Raw genomic sequence first — 22,731 nt, 5'->3', positions numbered from 1 at the left:
TAATTAATTTTTGAAAATTATATTTTAATTATGTTCAATTATAGCTTTTAATAAAATATTGACTTCATCTACATTTTTCACCTTTTCTTTTCTCATCATAAGCTGGTTTCCCTCTTTCCCAGATTTCTCCTTAAGCTGAGCTTCTGCAGGGTTTCTGGTTAAATAATTAATGATATGTCTAAATCGATCTGTCTGATAAAACTTATCCTGAGGATTACCCGGAAAATACCCTAGAAATACTCCATTTTTCATAACAATTTTCTCAAAACCAATGTCTGCAGCAAGCCATTTCAAGGAAACACTCTTTAATAGGTTTACAGCTTCCTTAGGCAATGCACCAAAACGGTCAATCAATTCAAATTCAAACTTATGCAAATCATTTTCATTATTAATTTCAGCAAGTTTCTGATACAACAATAACCTTTCTTCAGTATTGGAAATATAGAAATCCGGCAACATCAATTCTAAATCTGTATCAATATTGACATCTTTCACCGATTTGAAAAGCTTCTGTCTGTCTTCCTCATTTTCAAACAAACTTTCAAAATCAGCATCGTCTTTCAGTTCTTCAAGTGCTTCCTGCATTAGTTTTTGATATGTTTCAAAACCCATTTCATTGATAAATCCACTCTGTTCTGCTCCCAATAAATCTCCGGCACCACGAATCTCAAGATCTTTCATTGCAATCTGAAAACCGCTTCCCAAATCAGAAAACTGCTCTATCGCCTCTAAACGTTTTCTGGCATCAGAAGTCATCATATCATAAGGAGGCGTAATAAGGAAACAGAAAGCTTTTCTATTACTTCGTCCTACTCTTCCTCTCATCTGGTGCAGGTCCGCCATTCCGAATCTTTGAGCATCATTGATAAAAATGGTATTGGCATTCGGGACATCTACTCCACTCTCTACAATAGTGGTAGAAACAAGAACATCATACTTTCCTTCCATAAAATCCAACACATTCTTCTCCAATTGCTTTCCTTCCATCTGCCCGTGTCCTGTAATTACCCTTGCATCCGGCACCAAACGCTGAATAAGCCCTGCAATATCTTTCAGGTTTTCAATCCTGTTATTGATAAAATAAACCTGTCCATCTCTTTGAAGCTCATAAGAAACAGCATCACGAAGAATTTCTTCACTGAATCCTATCAATTGGGTGTCTACCGGCTGCCTGTTTGGCGGAGGCGTCTTTATTACAGACAAATCTCTTGCAGCCATTAATGAGAACTGTAGTGTTCTGGGAATTGGCGTTGCTGTTAATGTAAGGGTATCTACATTATTTTTAAGGGTCTTCAGTTTATCTTTTACAGAAACTCCGAACTTATGTTCTTCATCAATAATTAACAATCCGAGGTCTTTAAACTTAACCGAACTGCTTGCCAACTGATGGGTTCCGATAATAATGTCTAGTTTTCCGTTCTTCAGGTCATTCAGGGTTTCAGATTTTTGCTTGGCTGTTCTGAATCTATTGACATAAGAAACATTTACAGGAAAATCCTTAAGCCTTTCTTTAAAACTTCTATAATGTTGAAATGCCAGAATAGTTGTCGGCACCAGTACAGCAACCTGTTTTCCGTCTGTAGCAGCTTTAAAAGCAGCACGAATTGCAACTTCAGTTTTACCAAAACCTACGTCACCACAAACTAATCTGTCCATTACGGTATCAGCTTCCATATCTTTTTTTACATCAATGGTTGCTTTTTCCTGGTCAGGGGTATCTTCATAAATAAAGCTTGCTTCCAGTTCATTCTGTAAATATGAATCTGGTGTATAAGCAAAACCTTTGGCTGTTTTCCTTTCAGCGTATAATCTGATAAGGTCAAATGCAATTTGCTTTACCTTAGCTTTTGTTTTTTGTTTTAAGGTCTTCCATGTTGGAGAACCTAATTTACTCAATACGATTTCTCGTCCGTCAGGGCCATTATATTTGGAAATCTTATGCAGGGAATGAATACTTACATATAATAAGTCTCCATTTTTATAGGTTAGCTTAAAACATTCCTGAATTTTGCCATCATTATTTACTTTCACCAACCCCATAAACTTACCGATCCCATGATCAATATGGGCAATATAATCACCGATCTTTAAAGACATCAAATCCTTTAGGGTGAGCTGTTCCGACTTTGCAAAAGTATTTTTGGCCTTATACCTTTGATAACGGTCAAAAATTTGGTGATCTGTATATACCAAAAGCTTATGTCCATTATCTACAAACCCCTCATGCAGCTCAGATTTGAAACTTTTAAAAGGAAGTTCATGTTCAAGCTCTTCAAAAATAGATTCCAGCCTTTCTTTCTGTTTCTCTGTTGAAAAGGAAATCCAGGTATCAAACCCTTCATTTTGTTTCTCTTCAATATCTTCAATGAGGAGTTCAAAGTTTTTATGGAAAGATGGCTGTGGAAGCTGCTCCATTTTAACCTCTGAAATATCCTTTAAACCTTCAATGGATGCACTTCCGAAATCAATTGTTTTAAATTTCTTATAATCAAACAAAAATTCTTGATCGGAAATAAAAAGTTCTTGTGGTGCTCTATGTGCAATATCCTTATTTAAAGTATCATATTTCTCAAGGGATTTTTCGTAGAATGTTTTAATCTTCTGCATACCTACCATTCCATTTTTGGAAATGACATAGCTTTCCTTAGGCAATAGCTGCAATAATGACACTCTACTTCCGGTCACAGAAAAATTCATGTTAGAAACCAATTGAAAATCCTTAACCTTATCTACTGAAAGTTGGGTTTCAATATCAAATGTTTTAATATTTTCCACCTCATTACCAAAGAAAGTAATCCTGTATGGTTTTTCGTAGGAATAAGAAAACACATCCACAATTCCTCCTCTCACAGAGAATTCACCAGGTTCAGAAACAAAATCAGCCTGCTGAAAGTGATAATGATTGAGCAATTCATCTACAAAATCAAAATCCAGCTGGTCACCTACCTTTATATGATGAGAAATCGCCTTAAAGTCTTCTTTTTTCAACACCTTTTCAGATAAGGCTCCGGCATAAGCTACAATAACCTTTGGAGATCTCCCGGAATTGATTTTATTTAAAACCTCAGTCCTTAATACCAAATTGGCATTCTGTGTTTTCTCTACCTGATAGGGCTCAAGATGAGTTGCCGGGAAATAAAGCACCTTGTCTTTTCCAAGCAGATCTTCCATTTCCGTATTGGCGTATAATGCATCTTCCTTATCATCTACCAAATAAAGAATATGTTTTTTTTGAACCAAAAAAAGTTCAGCTACAAAGACGGAGACTGAAGATCCGGCACTTCCTTTCACAGCAATATGCTGATTATTTTCTAACTGGCTAAAAATCTCTTTTCCAAATTCTTTTTGCAATAGATCAGGAAGAAACTTTTCGTTGATGGATTTTAACTGCATAAATTGTAATGGTATAAAACGACAAAAGCGATTTCGGGAGTTTTCCGAAACCGTTTATGCTATGACAAAGGTAAGAATATTTTTTTCTTTCAATATAAATGGAATGACTTTCAAATTTAAAATGAATAACTTAGGTTGTTTTAAATCTTAATTTTCTGCTAATTTATTTAATTACCTGTTAAAATAACTCGAATATTTTCTCATGGCATAGTGTTTGGGATTTTTAAGCCTACCAAACATTAAAGAGAATAGTATTATGAAAAAAGCAATTAAAATCTTAGGAATTTTCATGCTGTTGATTTTCACAGCATCATCGTTTTCGTCGTGCAGCAGGGATGATGATCCTACCAACAACGACTTCTTCGCAGGAACCTACAAAGGAAGTGTTTCTTACAACGATGGAGGCTCTACCAACATCAGTACTGATAACGGGAGTGTTTTCGTAACAAAAATCGCCAGTGGTACCAAGTATAATTTTGCATTTTCAAACAGCATTCCTGACCTGAATGGAGTTGAATTTGAACAAAAGGGAGATAACACTCTTGTGATGATCGGTTCTACAGCAACTTCTTACATTAGAATTGACAATAATACATTGAAGATTTTATATATTAAGGATGGTAAAACCTGGACAGCCAACTGTACCCGCTAAACAACCTATTTAATACACAAAGGCCTGTTTTCAGAAGTGAAAGCAGGCTTTTTTTATATTTCGGATGGTTCTTTAATTTTTTTTTAAGCTGTAATAAACTTTAGTTAAGTTTAAAATTCCAGATTTTCTAGCCTGCTTTTTGTATATCTTTATTCAACAAAAACAAATCGTAATTCTTATGAAAAAATTATTATCTGCAATGTCATTAATCTTAGGATTAGGACTTGCTACTGCCCAGCAGACTGCTCCCGCTACAAGCACTACGGCTCATCAACCGGCAAAAGTAATGAAACCGGCAAAACCAGTTGAGGCAAAAGCTGCAAAGCCAGCTGAAATGAAGACGGTAAAACCTGCAGAAGCAAAACCGGCTAAGCCCGCACAACCTGCTGCCAAAATGAAAAAAGACGGTACACCGGACAAGAGATATAAAGACAATAAACATCTGAAAAAAGACGGTACACCAGATAAAAGATATAAAGCCAACAAATAAGCATAACATTAACATATAGTTGTTATTTTCATAATCAAATTTCGAGAAACCGATGAACAAGTTCATCGGTTTTTTTATGTCATGTTTTGTAAAAATAACGCCAAATTCTATACTTATTTATAAATTTGACCCATGTTAAACTTCTTCAAGAAAAATGCAGCGCTTATTTGGGCAAAAAAACATGTCCAAAAGACAGAGGAATTCAAAAAAAATGCAGAAAAAAACCAGGAGGATTTGTTGATTTCTCTTGTATCCACAGCTCAAAAAACACTTTTTGGACGTGAGCATGATTTTGAAAACATTCATTCTGTAAAAGAATTTCAGGACAGAGTTCCCGTTGCAGATTATGAAGTTCTGAAACCTTACATTGAAAGAGTAAAAAAAGGACAAGCCAATATTCTCTGGATAGAAACACCGGAATATTTTGCTAAAACCTCAGGAACTACCTCGGGGGCCAAGTACATTCCTATCTCTAAGGAAGGGATGCCCTTTCAAATTGCAGGAGCTCAAAGTGCACTTTTTCACTATATCAGCAAGAAAAACAATGCGGACTTTGTTAACGGAAAAATGATTTTTCTACAGGGAAGTCCTGAACTAGAAGAAGTTTTCGGGATAAAAACAGGAAGATTATCTGGTATTGTAGCCCACCATATTCCTAATTATCTGCAAAAAAATCGTTTGCCAAGCTGGGAAACCAACGTTATGGAAGACTGGGAAGCCAAAGTAGACAAAATAATTGAGGAAACGGAACACGAAAACATGACGCTGATTTCAGGAATTCCACCATGGCTTATTATGTATTTTGAAAAGCTTACTGAGAAACATGGGAAAAAGATCAAACAATTGTTCCCTAACCTACAGCTTCTTGTTACCGGAGGGGTTAACTATGAACCTTACCGTGATAAGATGGAGGATTTACTTGGAGGTAGCGTAGATATTATTCAAACTTTTCCAGCTTCTGAAGGTTTTTTTGCTTTTCAGGATGACTATACAAAAGAGGGGCTTTTACTATTAACCAATCATGGTATTTTTTATGAATTTATTCCATTGGAAGAGTACGGAAAACCTGGTGCAAGAAGATTGACCCTAAAGGACATTGAACTTAATAAGGACTACGCATTGATTCTTACGACGAATTCAGGATTATGGGCCTATTCCATTGGTGATGTTGTCCGATTTATTGATAAAAATCCGCACAGGGTATTGGTAAGTGGCAGAACAAAGCACTTTACCTCAGCATTTGGGGAACATGTAATTGCTTTTGAAGTGGAGGAAGCGATGAAAGCAACTCTTGAAAAATATCCGGCACAGATTGCAGAGTTTCATCTTGCTCCACAGGTAAATCCAGGTGATGGGCTTCCTTATCATGAATGGTTGATAGAGTTTGAAAAAGATCCTGAAAATCTGGAAGCATTCCGAGATGAACTGGATCTTCAGCTTAGAAACAGAAATACGTATTATGACGATCTAATCTCTGGCAATATTTTACAGAAACTTCAGATCACAAGGCTTAAGAAAAACGCATTCCATGAGTATGCAAAATCCCAAGGGAAATTGGGCGGTCAAAATAAGACTCCAAGATTGGCCAATGATAGAAATGTTGCAAATATCTTAGAAATTTACAAATTTTAAAGATATTTTTTCAATTCCAAAAACGTATATTCGAAAAAAATTATAAATTTGAAAAACTAAACGAAAATAATGAAAGCATCTGTACTGTTGAAATCGTCTTTATTAACGTCTTTATTTGTTATTACATCTTGTGCTACTACAAAATATAGCGATGATATTTCAAAAAACAACTATTCTAATTTGGAAGCCGGTAAAGTGTATAAGGTTACTATGAGAGACGGGTCTCCTAAACAGAAAATATTATTCAGAAACATTGTTGGTGATAATCTTGTAGGTACAGCCGGAAAAAAAGACAGTACAGTAGTAACTATCCCTAAGGCAAAAGTAGCCGCTGTAAAAGACCAGAGAAAAGCAAGAATTGCAACAGGAGCTACCATCATTGGAGCAGCAGGCGTTGCAGCCATTGTGATCAGTTCTTCAAGAGCAGACTAAAATAGATATTATCTTTCAGAAGGTATTTACTATATCTTTTAAAAAACCATATATAAATAGCCCTAAATGAATTTTTAGGGCTATTTTTGTTCATGATTTCCTTTACCCCCCTAAAAACATTACAAAATATTGAATTCAGAAATCTTCTAACCGGAAGATTTTTTATTGTTTTAGCTTTCCGAATGCTTGCCACGTTATTAGGATGGTGGGTATATCAATTAACAAAGGATCCCTTTTCTATAGGCCTTATCGGGCTTTCAGAGGTAATCCCTGCAGTAAGCTGTGCTTTGTATGCAGGACATGTTATTGATATGAATGAAAAAAAGCGACTGTTGCTGATCTGTAACTATGTTTACATTTTTCTAATCGGGCTTTTGCTTATTCCGGCTTTTCTGGATGTAGAAATGCATTTCACAGGTCATCAGATTACATATTTTATTTATGGTGTGATATTTTTCACCGGAATTGCCAGAGCCTTTATCGGCCCTATCGTTCCTTCCATGATTCCAAAGATTGTAAAGAAAGAAAACCTACCTAATGCTGTTACCTTAAACCAGGCTACTTTCCTGATCTCTTCTGTTTGCGGACATGCTATAGGAGGAATTTTGATTGGATATTTTGGAGTACAATGGACATTGGTGGTTATTTTATCTCTCATATTTGTAGCTTCTCTATTTTTCTGGCAGCTAAACAAGCAGTATTCTGAACATAAAAAGGAAGATGTAAATGTTGTGGAGAGTATGCGTGAGGGGATTTCCTATATTTTTAAAACGAAAGAAATCCTGGGTGCTTTATGTCTGGATATGTTTGCTGTACTCTTTGGTGGTGCAGTAGCCATGATTCCTGTATTTGCCACTGATATCTTAAAATCAGGAGCCGAAGGCTTTGGCCTATTGAATGCCGCTTCTGATATAGGTTCTATGTGTATCATTACCCTTTTATCCATCGTCCCTTTACGAAAGAATCAGGGAAAAATACTCCTTGCCGTGGTTACAGGATTTGGAATTTGCATTATTGGGTTTGGACTATCCAAGCTTTATTGGCTTTCCTTTATGTTCCTTGTAATAAGTGGAATGCTGGACGGAATTTCTGTGGTAATCAGAGGAACTATTGTACAGTTAAAAACACCGGATCACATAAGAGGACGGGTCCTGAGTGTGAACTCAATTTTCATTATGTCCAGTAATGAAATGGGACAGTTTGAGAGTGGAGTTATGGCCAAACTATTGGGTGTGGTACGTTCTGTAGTATTTGGAGGATGTATGACTGTTCTTATTGCTCTTGCAGTTGGAGCCACCAATTCTAAGCTAAGAAAAATGCAATACTAACAATCTAGCTATCAAATAAATACAAAAACACCAACACAACCGCCTTAATTCGATATACTTAAAATGAGAATAGAATGTTTTTCTATTCTCATTTTATATTTATACCTATTTATTAAAAATATTTCACTTCATTTATACGCAATTTAAAATCAAAGCGTTATTATTATTACGATCTCCATATAATTCAACAACAAACAAGAAATACAATATCAAAAAACAACATGGCACATTCATTAAATATATCTCAAAATCTTTAATTTAACGTTAATAATTTTTTATATTTGCTACAAATATCCCCTTTATGAATAAACTTTTATTTATTTTAGGCTTTTTCGTGACTGGTTTCTGGGTAAGTGCTCAGACTTTTTCAGATCAAGCTTTACAGCAGTCTGCCCAGCAACTCAATGATGCTAAGACAGACGGTGACTATGATACTCTCTTTAATACATTTTCCGAAGCTAAAACTTCAGAAAAATGGAAAGCCAATTACTACGCCGCAGTGGCAATGTATTCCAAAGCTCAATTTTTGTTACAAAATACACCCAACAGACCTATAGCTGAATCAAATGAATTGGCAAGAAAGTTTGCAACACAGGCACTCGCTTCCGAAAAAAATAATGGAGAAATTAATACTCTTCTGGGACTTATTCATATACAAAAAATCAGAATAGTAGCCTCTACAGAGCCTCAAAAAGATTTGAAAACAGCTATCGGATATATGACGAAAGCAAACTCTCAACTAAAGAACAACCCAAGACTTACTCATTTAAAAGCTGAAATAGCTGAACTTTCCAACAACAAAACTGAAGCTATAAAACTGCACCAAACTGCAGCAAGCGAGTTTAAAAACCTTTCTGCCAACTCTCCAAACTGGGGCAAGCAGCTAATAGAGCAATAAACTCAATAGAGTGCAGGATTTTTTGATTAGAAGAATAATATTTTATTTCTTCAATAGTAAATAAAATATCTCTTCAGGATTAAAAAATAGAACGCCACTCTTTTAACAATCATAGTTTTAATATTTGTTTTAAACATTCTCCTATGAAAAAAATACTACTCATTTTCTTAATAATATTTTCACATATTGCATATGCTCAATCAGATTGTTCTACGGCAATGGCAGTATGTGGAAACACAACTATTTCATACACCCCAAATGGCCATGGCGGCACCCTGGAAACCATTGGCGGATGTCTTAGTGATGAAAAATTCTCAGTATGGTATTCCTTTACCATTGCTACAGGAGGAACTCTTACTTTTGAAATTGTTCCCAATGACCTGGGCAATGACTATGACTTTGGAGTATTTGGTCCCAATAAATCATGCGCTACCCGAGGTACTCCTATCCGTGGGTCTTATGCCGTAACAAGTGGAATCACCGGCCTTAATATGACTGCTACTGACTTGTGCGACCCTGTAGGTGGAGACAGATGGGCAAAATATATGGACGTATTACCTGGAGAGACTTATTATCTAATCGTAAACAACCATAGTGAATCAGCTAATGGTTTCATCATGAAATGGGGCGGAACTGCTACTTTAGCATCTCCATTTACAGATCCAAACATACAGCCTTACCCATTCATTCCTCCTGGAGTTGCAGGAGCAACCCCTGCAGACCCGAGAGAAGTTCCTATCTGTAGTAATCCTGCACTTTTTGACTTTTCATCTTTATCACCAGGAATCATCAATGGAAACCCTAACTTCACGGTTACTTATCACCATAATCAAAACGATGCTTTAACAGCAAATAATCCTATCACTACTCCTCTTAGCGTAGGTATAACAACGGAATATTATTACAGCATCAGCTACACAGATCCTGTGGATGCCAATAATCCAATAAATAAATGTAGACAAACTAGTAAGTTTAAGTTCAAGGATGGAACCATTGTAGCAAAGGACGCTACATTAACCATGTGTAACAACAACAATGCAGGAACAGCTGTTTTTGACCTTACTACAGCAGATGTTTTTGCAGACCCTACTGCTACAAAAAAATATTACCCTACAATGTATGACCTGAATGCGGGAACAAATGAGATTACTTCAATTTATCAGTTTGTTTCGGCAGAAGGAAAAATATTTGTAAAAGTAACTTCTCAATATGGATGTGTAGATACTGCTGAAATCACTCTTAAATTTCACCCGATAGTTATTGCAAAAGACGCCTCCATGAGGGAATGTTTCATAGAAACAAACCCCTCTACAGCTCTGTTTAACTTAGAAAACGCTGCGGTTGTAACACCAACGGCTGGTACTACAAAAAGATACTTCCCATCATTAATTGATGCTGTAGATATTACTAATGAAATTTTAAACCCTACAACTTACATTGCACCAACTGGTGTTGTATATGTGAGAGTTGGCGATAGCAGAGGATGCTATACCGTTGTTAAGATTAATCTAACGGTAATTCCTCCTGTAAAATCTACTGTATTGAAAGATAAAATCATTTGTGTAGAAGACAAAACGACTCTGGATGCAGGACCTGGATTCAAAGGTTATGAATGGAGCACTGGTGCTACTACTCAGATAATCAAAGACGTTGGAGTGGGAACTTACTGGGTAAAACTTAAAACCGGAGAATGTATTACAACTCAAACTGTAAAAATTTATCCTTCTGAGCAACCAGTAATAACGAGTATTGATGTATCAAACACTACATTAACTGTAAATGTTATTGGAGGTGCTCCCGATTACAAATATTCCATAGATAATATTATATGGCAGGATTCTAATGTATTCAACAATATTGCAAGAGGCAGCTACAAAGTATATGTAAAAGACGCTTATGATTGTGATCCTATTGTAGTTTCAGTACTGGTTCCTAATTTAATCAACATTATTACACCAAACGGAGACGGAGTAAATGATGTATTAGATTATTCTGCAATTGCTGACAAACAAAATCTGGTATTCAACATTTTTGACAGATATGGAGTGAAAATTCACCAAGCTGACAAATCCAACGGATACAAATGGGATGGAACTATTGCCGGTAAAAAGATACCTACCGGTACTTACTGGTACTCTTTAACATGGAATGAGAATGACAAAAAGAACACTCCTTTCAAGTTTTCAGGATGGATTATTGTAAAAAACAGAGAATAACTCATTAAAAATACACCGAAAAGCCGCTTTTGGCGGCTTTTTATCTACAAAAAAAACTATATTCCTCTTAACTTTGTTTCACAAAAATCATTTAAACAATGAAGAAAATATTACTCTTTTTTATTTTACTCATAACACAGGCCATTTATTCACAATCAGACTGTGTTTCAGCAATTCCTATATGTGGAAATTCTGACATTTCCTACACCCCATCCGGAGTCGGAAATATTGTAGAAATCCTTAAAGACAATGGCGGATGCCTGGGAAGTAATGAAAAGTATTCCGTTTGGTATACTTTCACCGTTTCAACGCCAGGAACACTTGCATTCACCATTAAACCCAATTTCGCCGGAGACGATTATGACTTTGCGATATATGGACCAACCGCCAATGGATGCGCTTCTTTACAGGATGCCAACCATGTTTTTGTACAACCAATAAGATGTAACTATGACGGTGCTAAAGGAGATACAGGACTGGATATTGCTATTGCCCCGCCTGCAGTGTTCCCTACCTTTCCTCCAGGCGCTACTAACAGTATGAATTCTGGTAAATGGTGTCCTTACCTGAATGTTTTACCTGGTGAAACCTATTATTTGATCATTGACAACTGGGATAAATCCCCTAATGGATTTTCCATGATCTGGACAGGTACTGCTAGTTTAAGTTCAGCATTTAATGATCCTGTTTTAGCTCCGTTCCCATTCATTACTCCTGGAGTTCCTGCAGCTGATGTAGCTGACCCAAGTAAAGTAATGGTGTGTGCTCTTCCTACACAATTTAACTTTTCAACTCTTACTGCAGGAATCATCAACGGAAACAGTTCTGACTTTAAAGTAACTTACCATAAAGACACTAATGACGTTCTTACAGGAGACAATCCTCTTACGATTGAAACTGTAGACGCAGTTAAAACATACTATTACAGAGTAGTATATCACGATCCGAACAACGCCAATAATCCGGCAAACGGATGTTTCATTACAGGGAAATTTAAGTTTGTAGATGTCAGCATTAAAGCTAATGCAGCCTCTACTTTGTTTTCATGTAATAATAACTATGCAGGTACTGCTGCATTTGACCTTACAACAGCCAATGTATTTACAGGCACAGGAGCCACTATTAAATACTACCCTACTCAAGCTGATTTGAATGCAGATACCAATGAGATTACAACTCCTACCAATTATATTTCTACGGAAAAAACGGTATATGTGAAAGTAATTTCTTCATTTGGATGTACTGCAACAACTACCATCCTATTAAAATTCCATCCAACGGTTATTCTAAAGGATGCACAAATTGAGAACTGTTATATTGATAATGATATCACCCGTTCTACATTTAACCTTACAAAAGCATCTATAGGCGTACCGAATCCGGAACCAACAGGAACAGTAATAAAATACTACAAAACAATAGCGGACGCAAAAGACGAAACCAATCCAATTTCAAATGCAACTACTTACCTTTCAGAAAGTACTGTAGTGTATGTAAGAGTTAACAATGCACAACAATGTTATTCAATTGCTCAAATCACGCTAAAAGTTTTAGCACCAGTAAAATCTACTGTTTTAAAGGATAAAACTATTTGTCCAGAAAGCAAAACAATACTGGATGCAGGACCTGGATTTAGCAGCTATGAATGGAGCACCGGAGAAACGTCACAGTCAATCAGTAATGTTGCTGTAGGTACATATTGGGTAAAACTTCAGACAGGAAGATGTTTCACAACTCAGGAAGTAAAAGTACGTCCTAGTCTACAACCTGTTATTTCCAATATTGAAATCAGTAATAATAGCTTCACAGTTACTGCCACAGGCGGTGTACCTCCTTACAAATATTCTATAGACGGGATAAACTGGCAGGATTCAAATTCTTTTAAAGGACTACCTAGAGGAGAAAATACAGCGTATGTAAAAGATTCTTATAACTGTACGCCTATTCAGGTGACTGTTACGGTTCCTAATTTAATTAATGCCATTACTCCAAACGGAGATAACATTAATGATGTAATTGACTATTCGGCTCTATCTTATAAGAAAAACCTTATATTTATTGTTTACGATAGATATGGAAACAAGCTTTATGAAGCCAATAAGATAAGAAATTACACTTGGGACGGAACAGCATCCGGCAAAAAAATATCAACAGGAACTTACTGGTATACAATTTCATGGAATGAAAATGACAAGAATAATACCGAGACCAAATACTCAGGATGGGTATTGGTAAAAAATAAAGAGTAAGCTTTCACTCATCTAATAAAAAATCACCTCAAACGGGGTGATTTTTTTTATCAACATTATCAACCTCCTATTTACCGTATTTTCCAAATAACTACCAATAATTTGTTGAATACTATTTTTTTATTATTTTTTAAATAAACTATCTTTGCACCATGGCGCAGAAAGAAACATTATCATCCCTTACCCACGGAAACTTTGCAAAAGAGCTGTCTATTGCGGATGGAAAAATGCCTCCTAATGCAGTGGATTTTGAAAGGCTTGTTATCGGAACTTTTTTGATTGACAAAAAAGGGCTTGACCATTCCATCGATCTTCTTACCCCGGAAGTATTTTATGATCCCAGACACCAGGTCATTTTCTCTACAATATTAAAGCTTTATGAAGGCAACCATCCGGTAGACTTAATGACTGTCATTCAGAATTTAAAAAAAGATGATAAACTAAGTCAGGCAGGTAGTGATCATTATATCATTGACCTCACCATGGGAGTAAGCTCATCTGCCCATATTGAATACCATGTACGTGTAATTCTTGAAAAATATATTTTAAGAAGTCTTATTAATGTTTCTGCGAATGTAATTGACTCTTCCTATAAAGAATCAACAGACGTTTTTGAACTTCTGGACAAGGCCGAGCAATCTTTTTTTGAGATCACTAACGGAACCATTAAGAAAGGTTTTGATACAGCGAACTCTTTGGTAAAGCAAGCCATCGACACCATCAAATCTCTAAAAGACAAAGAGGGAATTTCAGGGGTTCCATCAGGATTCAGAGATATAGACAAAGAAACCGGAGGATGGCAGAATTCTGACCTTATCATTATTGCAGCACGTCCGGCGATGGGAAAAACAGCATTCCTTCTGTCTATGGCAAGAAATATTGCAGTGGGACATCAAATTCCTATGGCTTTGTTCTCGCTCGAGATGGCATCTGTACAGCTTATCACAAGGATGATTGCCTCCGAAACAAAGATTTCATCTGAAAAACTTCGTAAAGGAACTCTGGATGATGAAGAATGGCAAAGACTTTTCTCCAATGTATCCGAGTTGGAAAATGCTCCCTTATATATTGACGAAACCCCATCTCTTTCCATCTTTGACTTCCGTGCAAAGTGCCGAAGACTGGTAATGCAGCACGGCGTAAGACTTATCATGGTCGATTATCTCCAGCTGATGACAGCAGGAAGCAGTGGAAAAGGAGTTGGTAACCGTGAACAGGAGATCTCCATGATTTCACGTTCATTAAAAGCAATTGCAAAAGAACTTAACGTACCGGTAATTGCACTTTCCCAGCTATCTCGTAGTGTGGAAACCCGCCCCGGGAAAAGACCTCAGCTTTCAGATCTAAGGGAATCCGGAGCAATTGAGCAGGATGCCGATATTGTATCCTTTATCTTTAGACCGGAATATTATAAAATCACCGTTTGGGATAATGATGATGAAGGACAAGAAACTTCTACAGAAAACCAGGCAGAACTGATTATTGCAAAACACAGGAATGGTGCAACAGCAGACGTCAGATTATCTTTCTTAAAGCATTTTGCAAAATTTGGCGATATTGAAGCAGCCTTTGACAGTAAAGCGGGAGGCGGCTACCCATCCAACTTTGGTGAGCCAAGTGGTTTTGACAAGATTAAAACAACCATCCAGCCAGGAGCAGCATTTGATCTTCCGGACAGCTCAAAACTTTCTGGATCATCTATGAATGATTTCGATGATGATGATGATTTCCCATTTTAAGATTTAAAAATTAGGACATTATAATCAGCATTAGGACATTTGTAGTCTTGTGGCTCTATTAAAAATAATTCAATTTTTATATAATTAAGTTTGAGAATCGAAATTTACACCGATGGTGCTTGTAGTGGAAATCCGGGAAAAGGCGGATATGGAATTCTCATGCGTGTTCCCGAAAAAAACTACCAAAAAACATTTTCCAAGGGTTTTAGAAAAACGACCAATAACAGAATGGAACTCCTTGCAGTGATTACAGCAATGGAGAAACTAAAGTCTGCAGAAAATGACATTCATGTGTACACAGATAGTAAATATGTTGCAGATGCCGTCAACCAAAACTGGATTGCAGGATGGATTAAAAGAGGTTGGAAAAATGTAAAAAACCCAGATCTCTGGAAAAAATTCATTGAACTCTACAATAAACATACCCCTACAATGCATTGGGTAAAGGGACATGCAGGACATTTTGAAAATGAGCTTTGTGATAAACTAGCCGTTGCTGCAGCCAATTCTCCTGATCTTGATATTGACACTTATTTTGAAGGATTAGAAAACAATTCTCTCTTTTAATCGATTAACACAATTCAAAAATTTACCATATAACATTCATTATTTCATCACAAGAAATACTGTTTGATGAATAATAATTAATTTTTTTAACAAAATTAACATTAAATACATATTTTTTAACTAGGATTTAATATCTTTACTTCATCCTAAATCCCAGTTAAATGAATAAAAATTTATTGTTTTATTTTTCAATTCTTTTATTCTGCCTATCCGAAAATTTTTTCGCACAGACCTATCAACTGACCGGAACACCTATTAACACTACAGGATGGACTGTAGTACCTACCGCCACAACAAGCGGAGATTTTGTCATGCTGACTGATGATGTAGGAAACAGTTCGGGAGCAATAAAGTTAAATGATCCGATCAATTTAAAGTATTGTGACAAATGGAAAGTAGAATTTGATTTTAGAATCAACGGAAACGGCATACCCGGATTTGGAAAAGGAGACGGTTTTGCTTTTTGGTACCTAGCCAACCCTCCTATTACCAGCCAACAGGGATCTGGACTGGGAATCCCACAAAATGCCATAGGTCTCATGGTAGGTTTTGACATTTACAACAATACCACAAGTGCTCAAATGAGCAAGGTACATATTGCTTATGGCGTAGTTCCCAATACGACAGATACGAACAACATTGAGTTTTTCAACACTGTAGGGAGCTCATTCCACTCACCGGATCTTAACGCTACACAATCTTTTATAGGAGATACTTATAAACATGTAGAAGTAACAGGACAAATTGATCCCGCTACGCCTACCAATTGGATTATAACGGTAAAAATAGATGGTAATACAATTACTTCTCAATCATTTGCGCCATCAGGAGGAGCCGTAACTATGACGCAGGGATATTTTGGATTTTCAGCATCTACAGGAGGAGCCTCAGCGAGAAACTCTATTAAAAATGTAAAAATATATACTGACAAGGTTCCTATTTTACAAAACTCAACAACTCAATCATTTTGCCCCAATCCTACTACAGGATATGGAAATGTGAATTTAACAAGCTTTAATTCTCAGTTTGTAAGCAACCCTGGAAATTATACATTCACTTATTATCCTTTAGGCAGCTCTACTCCCATTAGCAGCCCTGCCAGCTATCAATTTAATGCCAATGCAACCGTTACTGTCGTTATTAAAGATAACGCCGGAATACTTTGTGATAATCCCGATGGAAAGATTCAGCTTGTACTGGCGGCATTCAAAGCAGAAGATAAAACTCTTACCGAATGCAATAACAACAAGGCAGGAACTGCCACTTTCAACCTAACCTCAGCCAACGTAACAAGCGTACCGGGTGTTACTAAAAAATATTACAAAACGCTTAACGATTTGAATACAGGAACAAACGAAATCCTGTACCCTGATAATTATCTTTCTGCTCCCGGAAGCGTTTATGTAAAAGTAACCACCCCACAAGGATGTACAGGTACAGCAAAAATCAACCTTGCCTTTTATCCTGATACTCCAGTAAAAGATGCAACTTTACAATCCTGCTTTATTGAAGATAATATTTCAAATGCCATATTCAATTTAACCACGGCAGACATAACTTCATTAACTACCGGTGTAAGTAAAAAGTATTATACTTCTATAGAAAATGCTCTTAACGGAACCAATGAGATTTCCAATACTCTTCAATATACCTCAACAAGTACCATAGTATACGCCAAGGTAACAGATACTAATGGATGCTTTGCCATTGCTAAAATTAATCTCGTTGTACTTCCTCCTGTTAAATCTGCCATTCTAAAAGACAAAACCATTTGCATTGAAGAGAAAACAGATCTGGACGCAGGTCATGGTTTTAGTGAATACCTATGGAGCACAGGAGCTACAACATCATCTATCAAGGATGTAATTGTAGGAACCTATTGGGTAAAGCTTAAAACAGGGAACTGTATTACAACTCAAGTTGTAAAGGTATTACCAGCTCCTAATCCTGTTATTTCAAGTATTGATATCCATAATAATACAATTACAATAAATGTAGCTGGTGGAACAGCCCCTTATCAGTATTCTCTAAACGGAACAAACTGGCAAGTTTCAAATACTTTCACCGGTTTAGCCAGAGGAGAAGTAAAGGTTTTCGTGAAAGATTTCTACAACTGCGCTCCTGTTGAAGTACAAATTACAGTACCCAACCTCATCAACGTGATTACGCCAAACGGAGATAACATCAATGATCAAATAGATTATTCTGCATTAGCTTACAAAAGGAATTTACTGTTTGTAGTGTATGACAGATATGGAAATAAAATTCATGAAGCCGGCAAAATAAGAAATTTCACATGGGACGGAATGGCTTACGGAAAAAGAGTTCCGACAGGAACTTATTGGTATACCATTTTCTGGAATGAAGACAATAAAAACAATACTGAAACTAAATATTCCGGTTGGGTATTGGTAAAAAACAGAGAATAAATAATCTCAGGAATACATCATTTATAAAAGAAAAAAGCTCAATGATTATATTTTAACATTTTAATACAAATAACAACTTCACAATCTTTCCACTATGAAAAAAAATATACTCTTTTTTTTGTTGGCAGCCTTATCATGCCTCCCTGGAAAATTACTTTCGCAAACGTATCAGCTTGCCGGAAATCCTGTAAACACCACAGGATGGGATCTTGTTTCAGATGCTGCTGTAAGCGGAGATTTCATTAGACTTACCACAGACCAAACCAGCCGATATGGAGCTATTAAGCTCTCCACACCCATCACCCTTAGCTATTGTGATAAATGGAAAGTAGAATTCGACTTTAGAATTGACGGGAACGGAACTACTCAATTCGGACGAGGAGACGGATTTACTTTCTGGTACCTCGCCAACCCTCCCACAGGATTCGTATCTGGAGGTGGATTAGGAATTCCATCGAATGCCTCCGGGCTAATGGTCGGCTTTGATATTTTCAACAATACTACAGAAGGCCAAATGAGTAAGGTACACCTTTTATACGGCACCAATAATACAGCGGGTAACAATATCGAATACAATAATACCCCAGGAAGCTCATTCCATTCTCCGGATCTTTATTCTACTCAGCCATTCGTAGGAGATACTTATAAGCACGTAGAGGTAAATGGTGAAACAGACCTCAGCAATCCTACCAACTGGATCATTAAAATCAGAATAGACGGTGTACTTATTGTGGATCAATCATTTGCGCCATCCGGAAATGCAGTTGGAATGACACAAGGATATTTTGGGTTTTCTGCAGCAACAGGAGGTGCCAGCGCTAGACACTCTATCAAAAACGCTAAGGTATTTGTAGATAAAGTTCCTATTTTAAATAACACCATTACTCCTTTTGTGTGCACCAACCCTACTACAGGAAATGGTACAGTGGATCTCACCTCCTATAATTCTCAATTTGTAAATAATCCCGGAAACTATCTTTTCACTTATTATATATTAGGTATTGCTACGCCTATTGCTAACCCAACCAGCTTTCAATATTCAGGAAACACTACCATTAAAGTGGTTATTAAGGATCCTACTTCAACTCTTTGCGACAATGGTGACGGCGTTATACAACTTAACCCAACTCCATTTGCGGCCAGTGATGCAAGCCTTACCGGATGTAATAACAATAATGCCGGAACAGCCACATTTGACCTTAATACCGCAGCAGTAACTACCCTGACCGGAGTAACCAAGGAGTTTTACCCAACCTTATATGACCTTAACGCAGGAACCAATCAAATTACCAACCCTAATGCTTATGCATCAGGACCTGCTACCATATATGTAAGGGTAACCACCTCACAGGGATGTGTAAGTACTTCCAAGATTACCCTAAACATTCACCCTGTTGTTACTGTGAATGAGAGAGAAATAAGATCATGCTTCATTGAAAGCAATCCTTCAACAGCTTCTTTTGATCTTACATCTGCAGCCGTTACACCTACCCCTGTAGGAATAACAAAAAAATATTATCCATCTTTAACGGATGCTGTTAACAACACCAATGAAATAACCAATGCTGCTAACTACATTGCACCTAGCGGTGTTGTTTATGTAAAAGTATTTAACTCAAACGGCTGTTATGCAATAGCTAAAGTTAAACTAACTGTATTAGCTCCTGTTTTATCAAAAGTTTTACAAAATCAAACCATTTGTATGACAGGCAAAACCACATTAGATGCAGGACCTGGATTCAATAGCTATCTATGGAGTACAGGAGCAACAACACAGATAATCAAAAATATCGGAGTGGGCACTTACTGGGTAAAACTTAAAACCGGGGAATGTGTTGCTACGCAAACAGTAAATATTTACCCATCTGAACATCCTGTAGTTTCTAATATTGATATTTCAGGAGGAACAGTCACGGTATATGTAAATGGAGGAACACCACCTTATCAGTATTCTATGGATAATGTTCACTGGCAGGACTCCAATGTATTCTCCAATGTTGTGAGAGGCGAGGCAAAGGTATTCGTAAAGGACAGCTACAATTGCGAACCTATTGAAATCAGCATTACAGTTCCTAATCTAATCAATGTAATTACTCCTAACGATGATGGTATTAATGATATTATTGATTATTCCGCTTTGGCAGTGAAGCAAAATCTGGAAGTCAATATCTATGACCGATATGGAGTACAGCTTTTCAGAGCAGATAAAGCCAACGGGTACAAATGGAACGGAACAGCTAACGGAAGAAGAGTTCCTACTGGAAATTATTGGTATTCTGTTTCATGGAATGAAAACAACAAACAGATCACACCAGTGAAATTCTCCGGTTGGATTGTTGTAAAAAATAGAGAATAATCACTTTCTTATTTATATTAACCAGATCACTCCGATATTCGGGGTGATTTTTTTGTATTAATTAAAAGGATATATTTCATTTAAAAGACTCTTTATTCATATTCAATCCTTAAATTTGTGCTATGAATTATTTGGAAGCTTTAAGCAGAAGATATTCTGTGAAAAAATTTAATAATCAAATCATTCCTCAGGAAACTCTTCATAACATTCTTGAGTCGGGAAAACTATCTGCCAGCTCATTGGGACTTCAACCCTATAAAATTATTGTTGTTGAAAGTGAAGAAATGAAGCAGAAGTTAATTCCTGCTTTTTATAACCCATCTCAGATTTCCACTTGCTCTCATCTTGTGGTCATTATTTCAAAGAAAACAATAGAAGAGAATTATATCCATGGGTATTTTAATCACATTTCTGAAGTAAGGGAAACTCCTTTGGAAACTCTTGATCCGTTCAAAAACAGTATCAATCAACATATCAATCAAAAAACACAGGATGAAATTTTCAACTGGGCAGAAAAACAGTCTTATATAGTATTGGCCAATCTTATGTATGCCGCTGCTATAGAGAATATAGATTCTTGCCCTATGGAAGGCTTTCGACAGGACTTGATAGAAGAAATTCTGAATGTACACTCCGAGACAGAAAAAGTAACCGTTACCCTCGCTTTAGGCTACCGTTCTGAGGAAGACCATTTTCAGCACATGAAAAAAGTAAGAAAACCAAACGAAAAATTGTTTAAATTTATTTAATATTAAACGATTGTACCTAAAGCAAGCATATGATAAAAGCGGATGTATTAGTAATCGGTTCCGGTATTTCCGGACTTTCCTATGCCATTAAAGTTTCTGAACAACTCCCTGATGCCAAAATCATCATCGTAACAAAATCTGACGAAGACGAAAGCAATACGAAATATGCACAGGGCGGACTAGCCGTAGTGACAGACTTTCAGAATGACAATTTTCAAAAACATATTGATGATACGATGCGTGCCGGTGACGGAGAAAATAAACGCGATGTTGTAGAAATGGTAGTAAGGGAAGCCCCAGCAAGATTCAATGAAATTGTAGAGTGGGGTGCCCAGTTCGATATGAAGAACGGAAAATTTGCACTGGGAAGAGAAGGAGGCCATACCGAAAACAGAATTGTTCACCATAAAGACATCACCGGATTTGAAATTGAAAGAGCTTTATTGGAAACAGCCAAAAGCAGCCCTAACATTGAAATCCTTGATCATCATTATGTAATTGATATCATTACCCAGCACCATGTTCCCGGAAAAGAACTTAACGAAGGAGACATTCACTGCTACGGTGCTTATATATTGGATGAAAAATCCAAAACGATCAAAAAAATTACTTCTAAAATAACACTGGTTGCCACAGGAGGCGCCGGACATGTTTATAAAAACACAACCAATCCTACCATTGCTACAGGAGACGGAATTGCTTTCGTAGCCCGTGCTAAAGGAAAGGTTTCCAATATGCAGTATTATCAGTTTCACCCAACAGCTTTGTATAGCAAAATGGATGGAATGTTGTTCTTAATCTCAGAAGCAGTACGCGGAGACGGAGCAAAATTAAGAACAAAAAGAGGCGAAAAATTCATGCATAAATATGACGAGCGTGAAGAATTAGCATCTAGAGATATAGTTGCAAGAGCTATCGATGCCGAAATGAAAATTACCGGAGACGAATTTGTCGGCTTAGATTGTAAGGAAATGAATCACGAAAAATTCTTAGAACACTTTCCTAATATTTACAAGAAGTGCAAAGATGAAGGAATTGATCCATTCACTCAATTGATACCTGTCGTACCGGCCTGCCACTATTTAATGGGAGGAATTGAAGTAGACAGAGACGGGCAATCCTCCATCAGAAATCTATTTGCTGTAGGAGAATGCACTAACTCGGGATTACATGGTGCCAACAGACTTGCTTCAAACTCTTTACTTGAAGGATTGGTGTTCGGACATAATGCTGCCATGAAAACTATGTCCTTATTAAATGAAAATAAATTCAACTTTGATGATCTGAAAGCCGTTCCGGAATGGAACGAAGAAGGAATGAAAATCATGGATGAAATGGTTATTGTTAGCTACCTTAGAAAACAGCTTCAGGAAATGATGAGTGATCTTGTAGGTATCGTAAGAAGCAACCGCCGTCTGAATATGGCCCTGCAAAAGCATCAGGAAATTGCTGCTGCCGTTGATGAAATTTACCACTACTCTATCCTTTCTCCACAGTTATCAGAATTAAGAAACCTAACCACCGTTGCTTACCTCATCATTACCCAATCTATGGAAATGACAGAGAATAAGGGAGCATTTTATAATAAAGACCTAGTCTAA

Annotated in this window: 15 protein-coding genes; 14 read left to right on the top strand and 1 reads right to left on the bottom strand. The window is 36.8% G+C overall.

What is annotated here, in order from left to right; all coding sequences use genetic code 11:
• Positions 1-24: 24 nt before the first annotated feature.
• The gene (mfd, locus tag C1638_RS12375) at positions 25-3,393 is read right to left on the bottom strand and encodes a transcription-repair coupling factor (protein WP_109621384.1); all 3,369 of its coding nucleotides are present in this window, start codon (positions 3,391-3,393) and stop codon (positions 25-27) included.
• Between the two features lie 256 nt (positions 3,394-3,649).
• Here mfd and C1638_RS12370 point away from each other — a divergent pair, with 256 nt between their 5' ends.
• The 14 genes from C1638_RS12370 to nadB all read left to right on the top strand — a co-directional run bounded on the left by C1638_RS12370 (position 3,650) and on the right by nadB (position 22,731).
• Positions 3,650-4,045, top strand: a complete 396-nt coding sequence (locus C1638_RS12370) for a hypothetical protein (protein ID WP_106916941.1) — start codon at positions 3,650-3,652, stop codon at positions 4,043-4,045.
• A 178-nt stretch (positions 4,046-4,223) separates the two neighbouring features.
• Positions 4,224-4,535: a hypothetical protein gene (locus C1638_RS12365; RefSeq protein ID WP_106916942.1), complete on the top strand. Its 312-nt coding sequence runs from the start codon at positions 4,224-4,226 to the stop codon at positions 4,533-4,535.
• Positions 4,536-4,667: 132 nt separating this feature from the next.
• On the top strand, positions 4,668-6,167 hold the full coding sequence (locus tag C1638_RS12360) for a GH3 auxin-responsive promoter family protein (protein ID WP_109621380.1): 1,500 nt from the start codon (positions 4,668-4,670) through the stop codon (positions 6,165-6,167).
• 69 nt (positions 6,168-6,236) lie between these two features.
• A complete protein-coding gene (locus C1638_RS12355) occupies positions 6,237-6,599 on the top strand; it encodes a hypothetical protein (RefSeq protein ID WP_109621378.1) in 363 nt (120 codons plus the stop codon).
• A gap of 92 nt (positions 6,600-6,691) precedes the next feature.
• On the top strand, positions 6,692-7,927 hold the full coding sequence (locus tag C1638_RS12350; protein WP_109621376.1) for an MFS transporter: 1,236 nt from the start codon (positions 6,692-6,694) through the stop codon (positions 7,925-7,927).
• A 301-nt stretch (positions 7,928-8,228) separates the two neighbouring features.
• Positions 8,229-8,825 (top strand): tetratricopeptide repeat protein, encoded by a 597-nt coding sequence (locus tag C1638_RS12345; RefSeq protein ID WP_109621373.1) that lies wholly within the window; start codon positions 8,229-8,231, stop codon positions 8,823-8,825.
• A gap of 143 nt (positions 8,826-8,968) precedes the next feature.
• Positions 8,969-11,041, top strand: a complete 2,073-nt coding sequence (locus C1638_RS12340) for an FIDD domain-containing protein (RefSeq protein WP_109621371.1) — start codon at positions 8,969-8,971, stop codon at positions 11,039-11,041.
• Between the two features lie 98 nt (positions 11,042-11,139).
• Complete coding sequence (locus C1638_RS12335) at positions 11,140-13,290, top strand: FIDD domain-containing protein (protein WP_109621369.1); 2,151 nt, start codon at positions 11,140-11,142, stop codon at positions 13,288-13,290.
• A 152-nt stretch (positions 13,291-13,442) separates the two neighbouring features.
• Positions 13,443-15,029, top strand: coding sequence for a replicative DNA helicase (gene dnaB, locus C1638_RS12330; RefSeq protein ID WP_109621367.1), 1,587 nt, complete (start codon positions 13,443-13,445; stop codon positions 15,027-15,029).
• 90 nt (positions 15,030-15,119) lie between these two features.
• Positions 15,120-15,596 carry a ribonuclease HI gene (rnhA, locus tag C1638_RS12325; RefSeq protein WP_109621365.1) on the top strand — a complete coding sequence of 159 codons (477 nt, stop codon included), beginning with the start codon at positions 15,120-15,122 and terminating at the stop codon, positions 15,594-15,596.
• A 161-nt stretch (positions 15,597-15,757) separates the two neighbouring features.
• A complete protein-coding gene (locus tag C1638_RS12320; RefSeq protein ID WP_109621362.1) occupies positions 15,758-18,025 on the top strand; it encodes an FIDD domain-containing protein in 2,268 nt (755 codons plus the stop codon).
• Between the two features lie 94 nt (positions 18,026-18,119).
• Positions 18,120-20,381: an FIDD domain-containing protein gene (locus C1638_RS12315; protein WP_109621360.1), complete on the top strand. Its 2,262-nt coding sequence runs from the start codon at positions 18,120-18,122 to the stop codon at positions 20,379-20,381.
• 122 nt (positions 20,382-20,503) lie between these two features.
• Positions 20,504-21,130, top strand: a complete 627-nt coding sequence (locus C1638_RS12310) for an NAD(P)H-dependent oxidoreductase (protein ID WP_109621358.1) — start codon at positions 20,504-20,506, stop codon at positions 21,128-21,130.
• Between the two features lie 29 nt (positions 21,131-21,159).
• Entirely contained in the window at positions 21,160-22,731 is a 1,572-nt protein-coding gene (gene nadB, locus C1638_RS12305; RefSeq protein ID WP_109621356.1) for an L-aspartate oxidase, read from the top strand.

Source organism: Chryseobacterium oncorhynchi (assembly GCF_002899895.1).
GTDB lineage: Bacteria > Bacteroidota > Bacteroidia > Flavobacteriales > Weeksellaceae > Chryseobacterium > Chryseobacterium oncorhynchi.
Note: the sequence above shows the minus strand (reverse complement) of the source record. Positions and strands in the feature narration are given on the sequence as shown.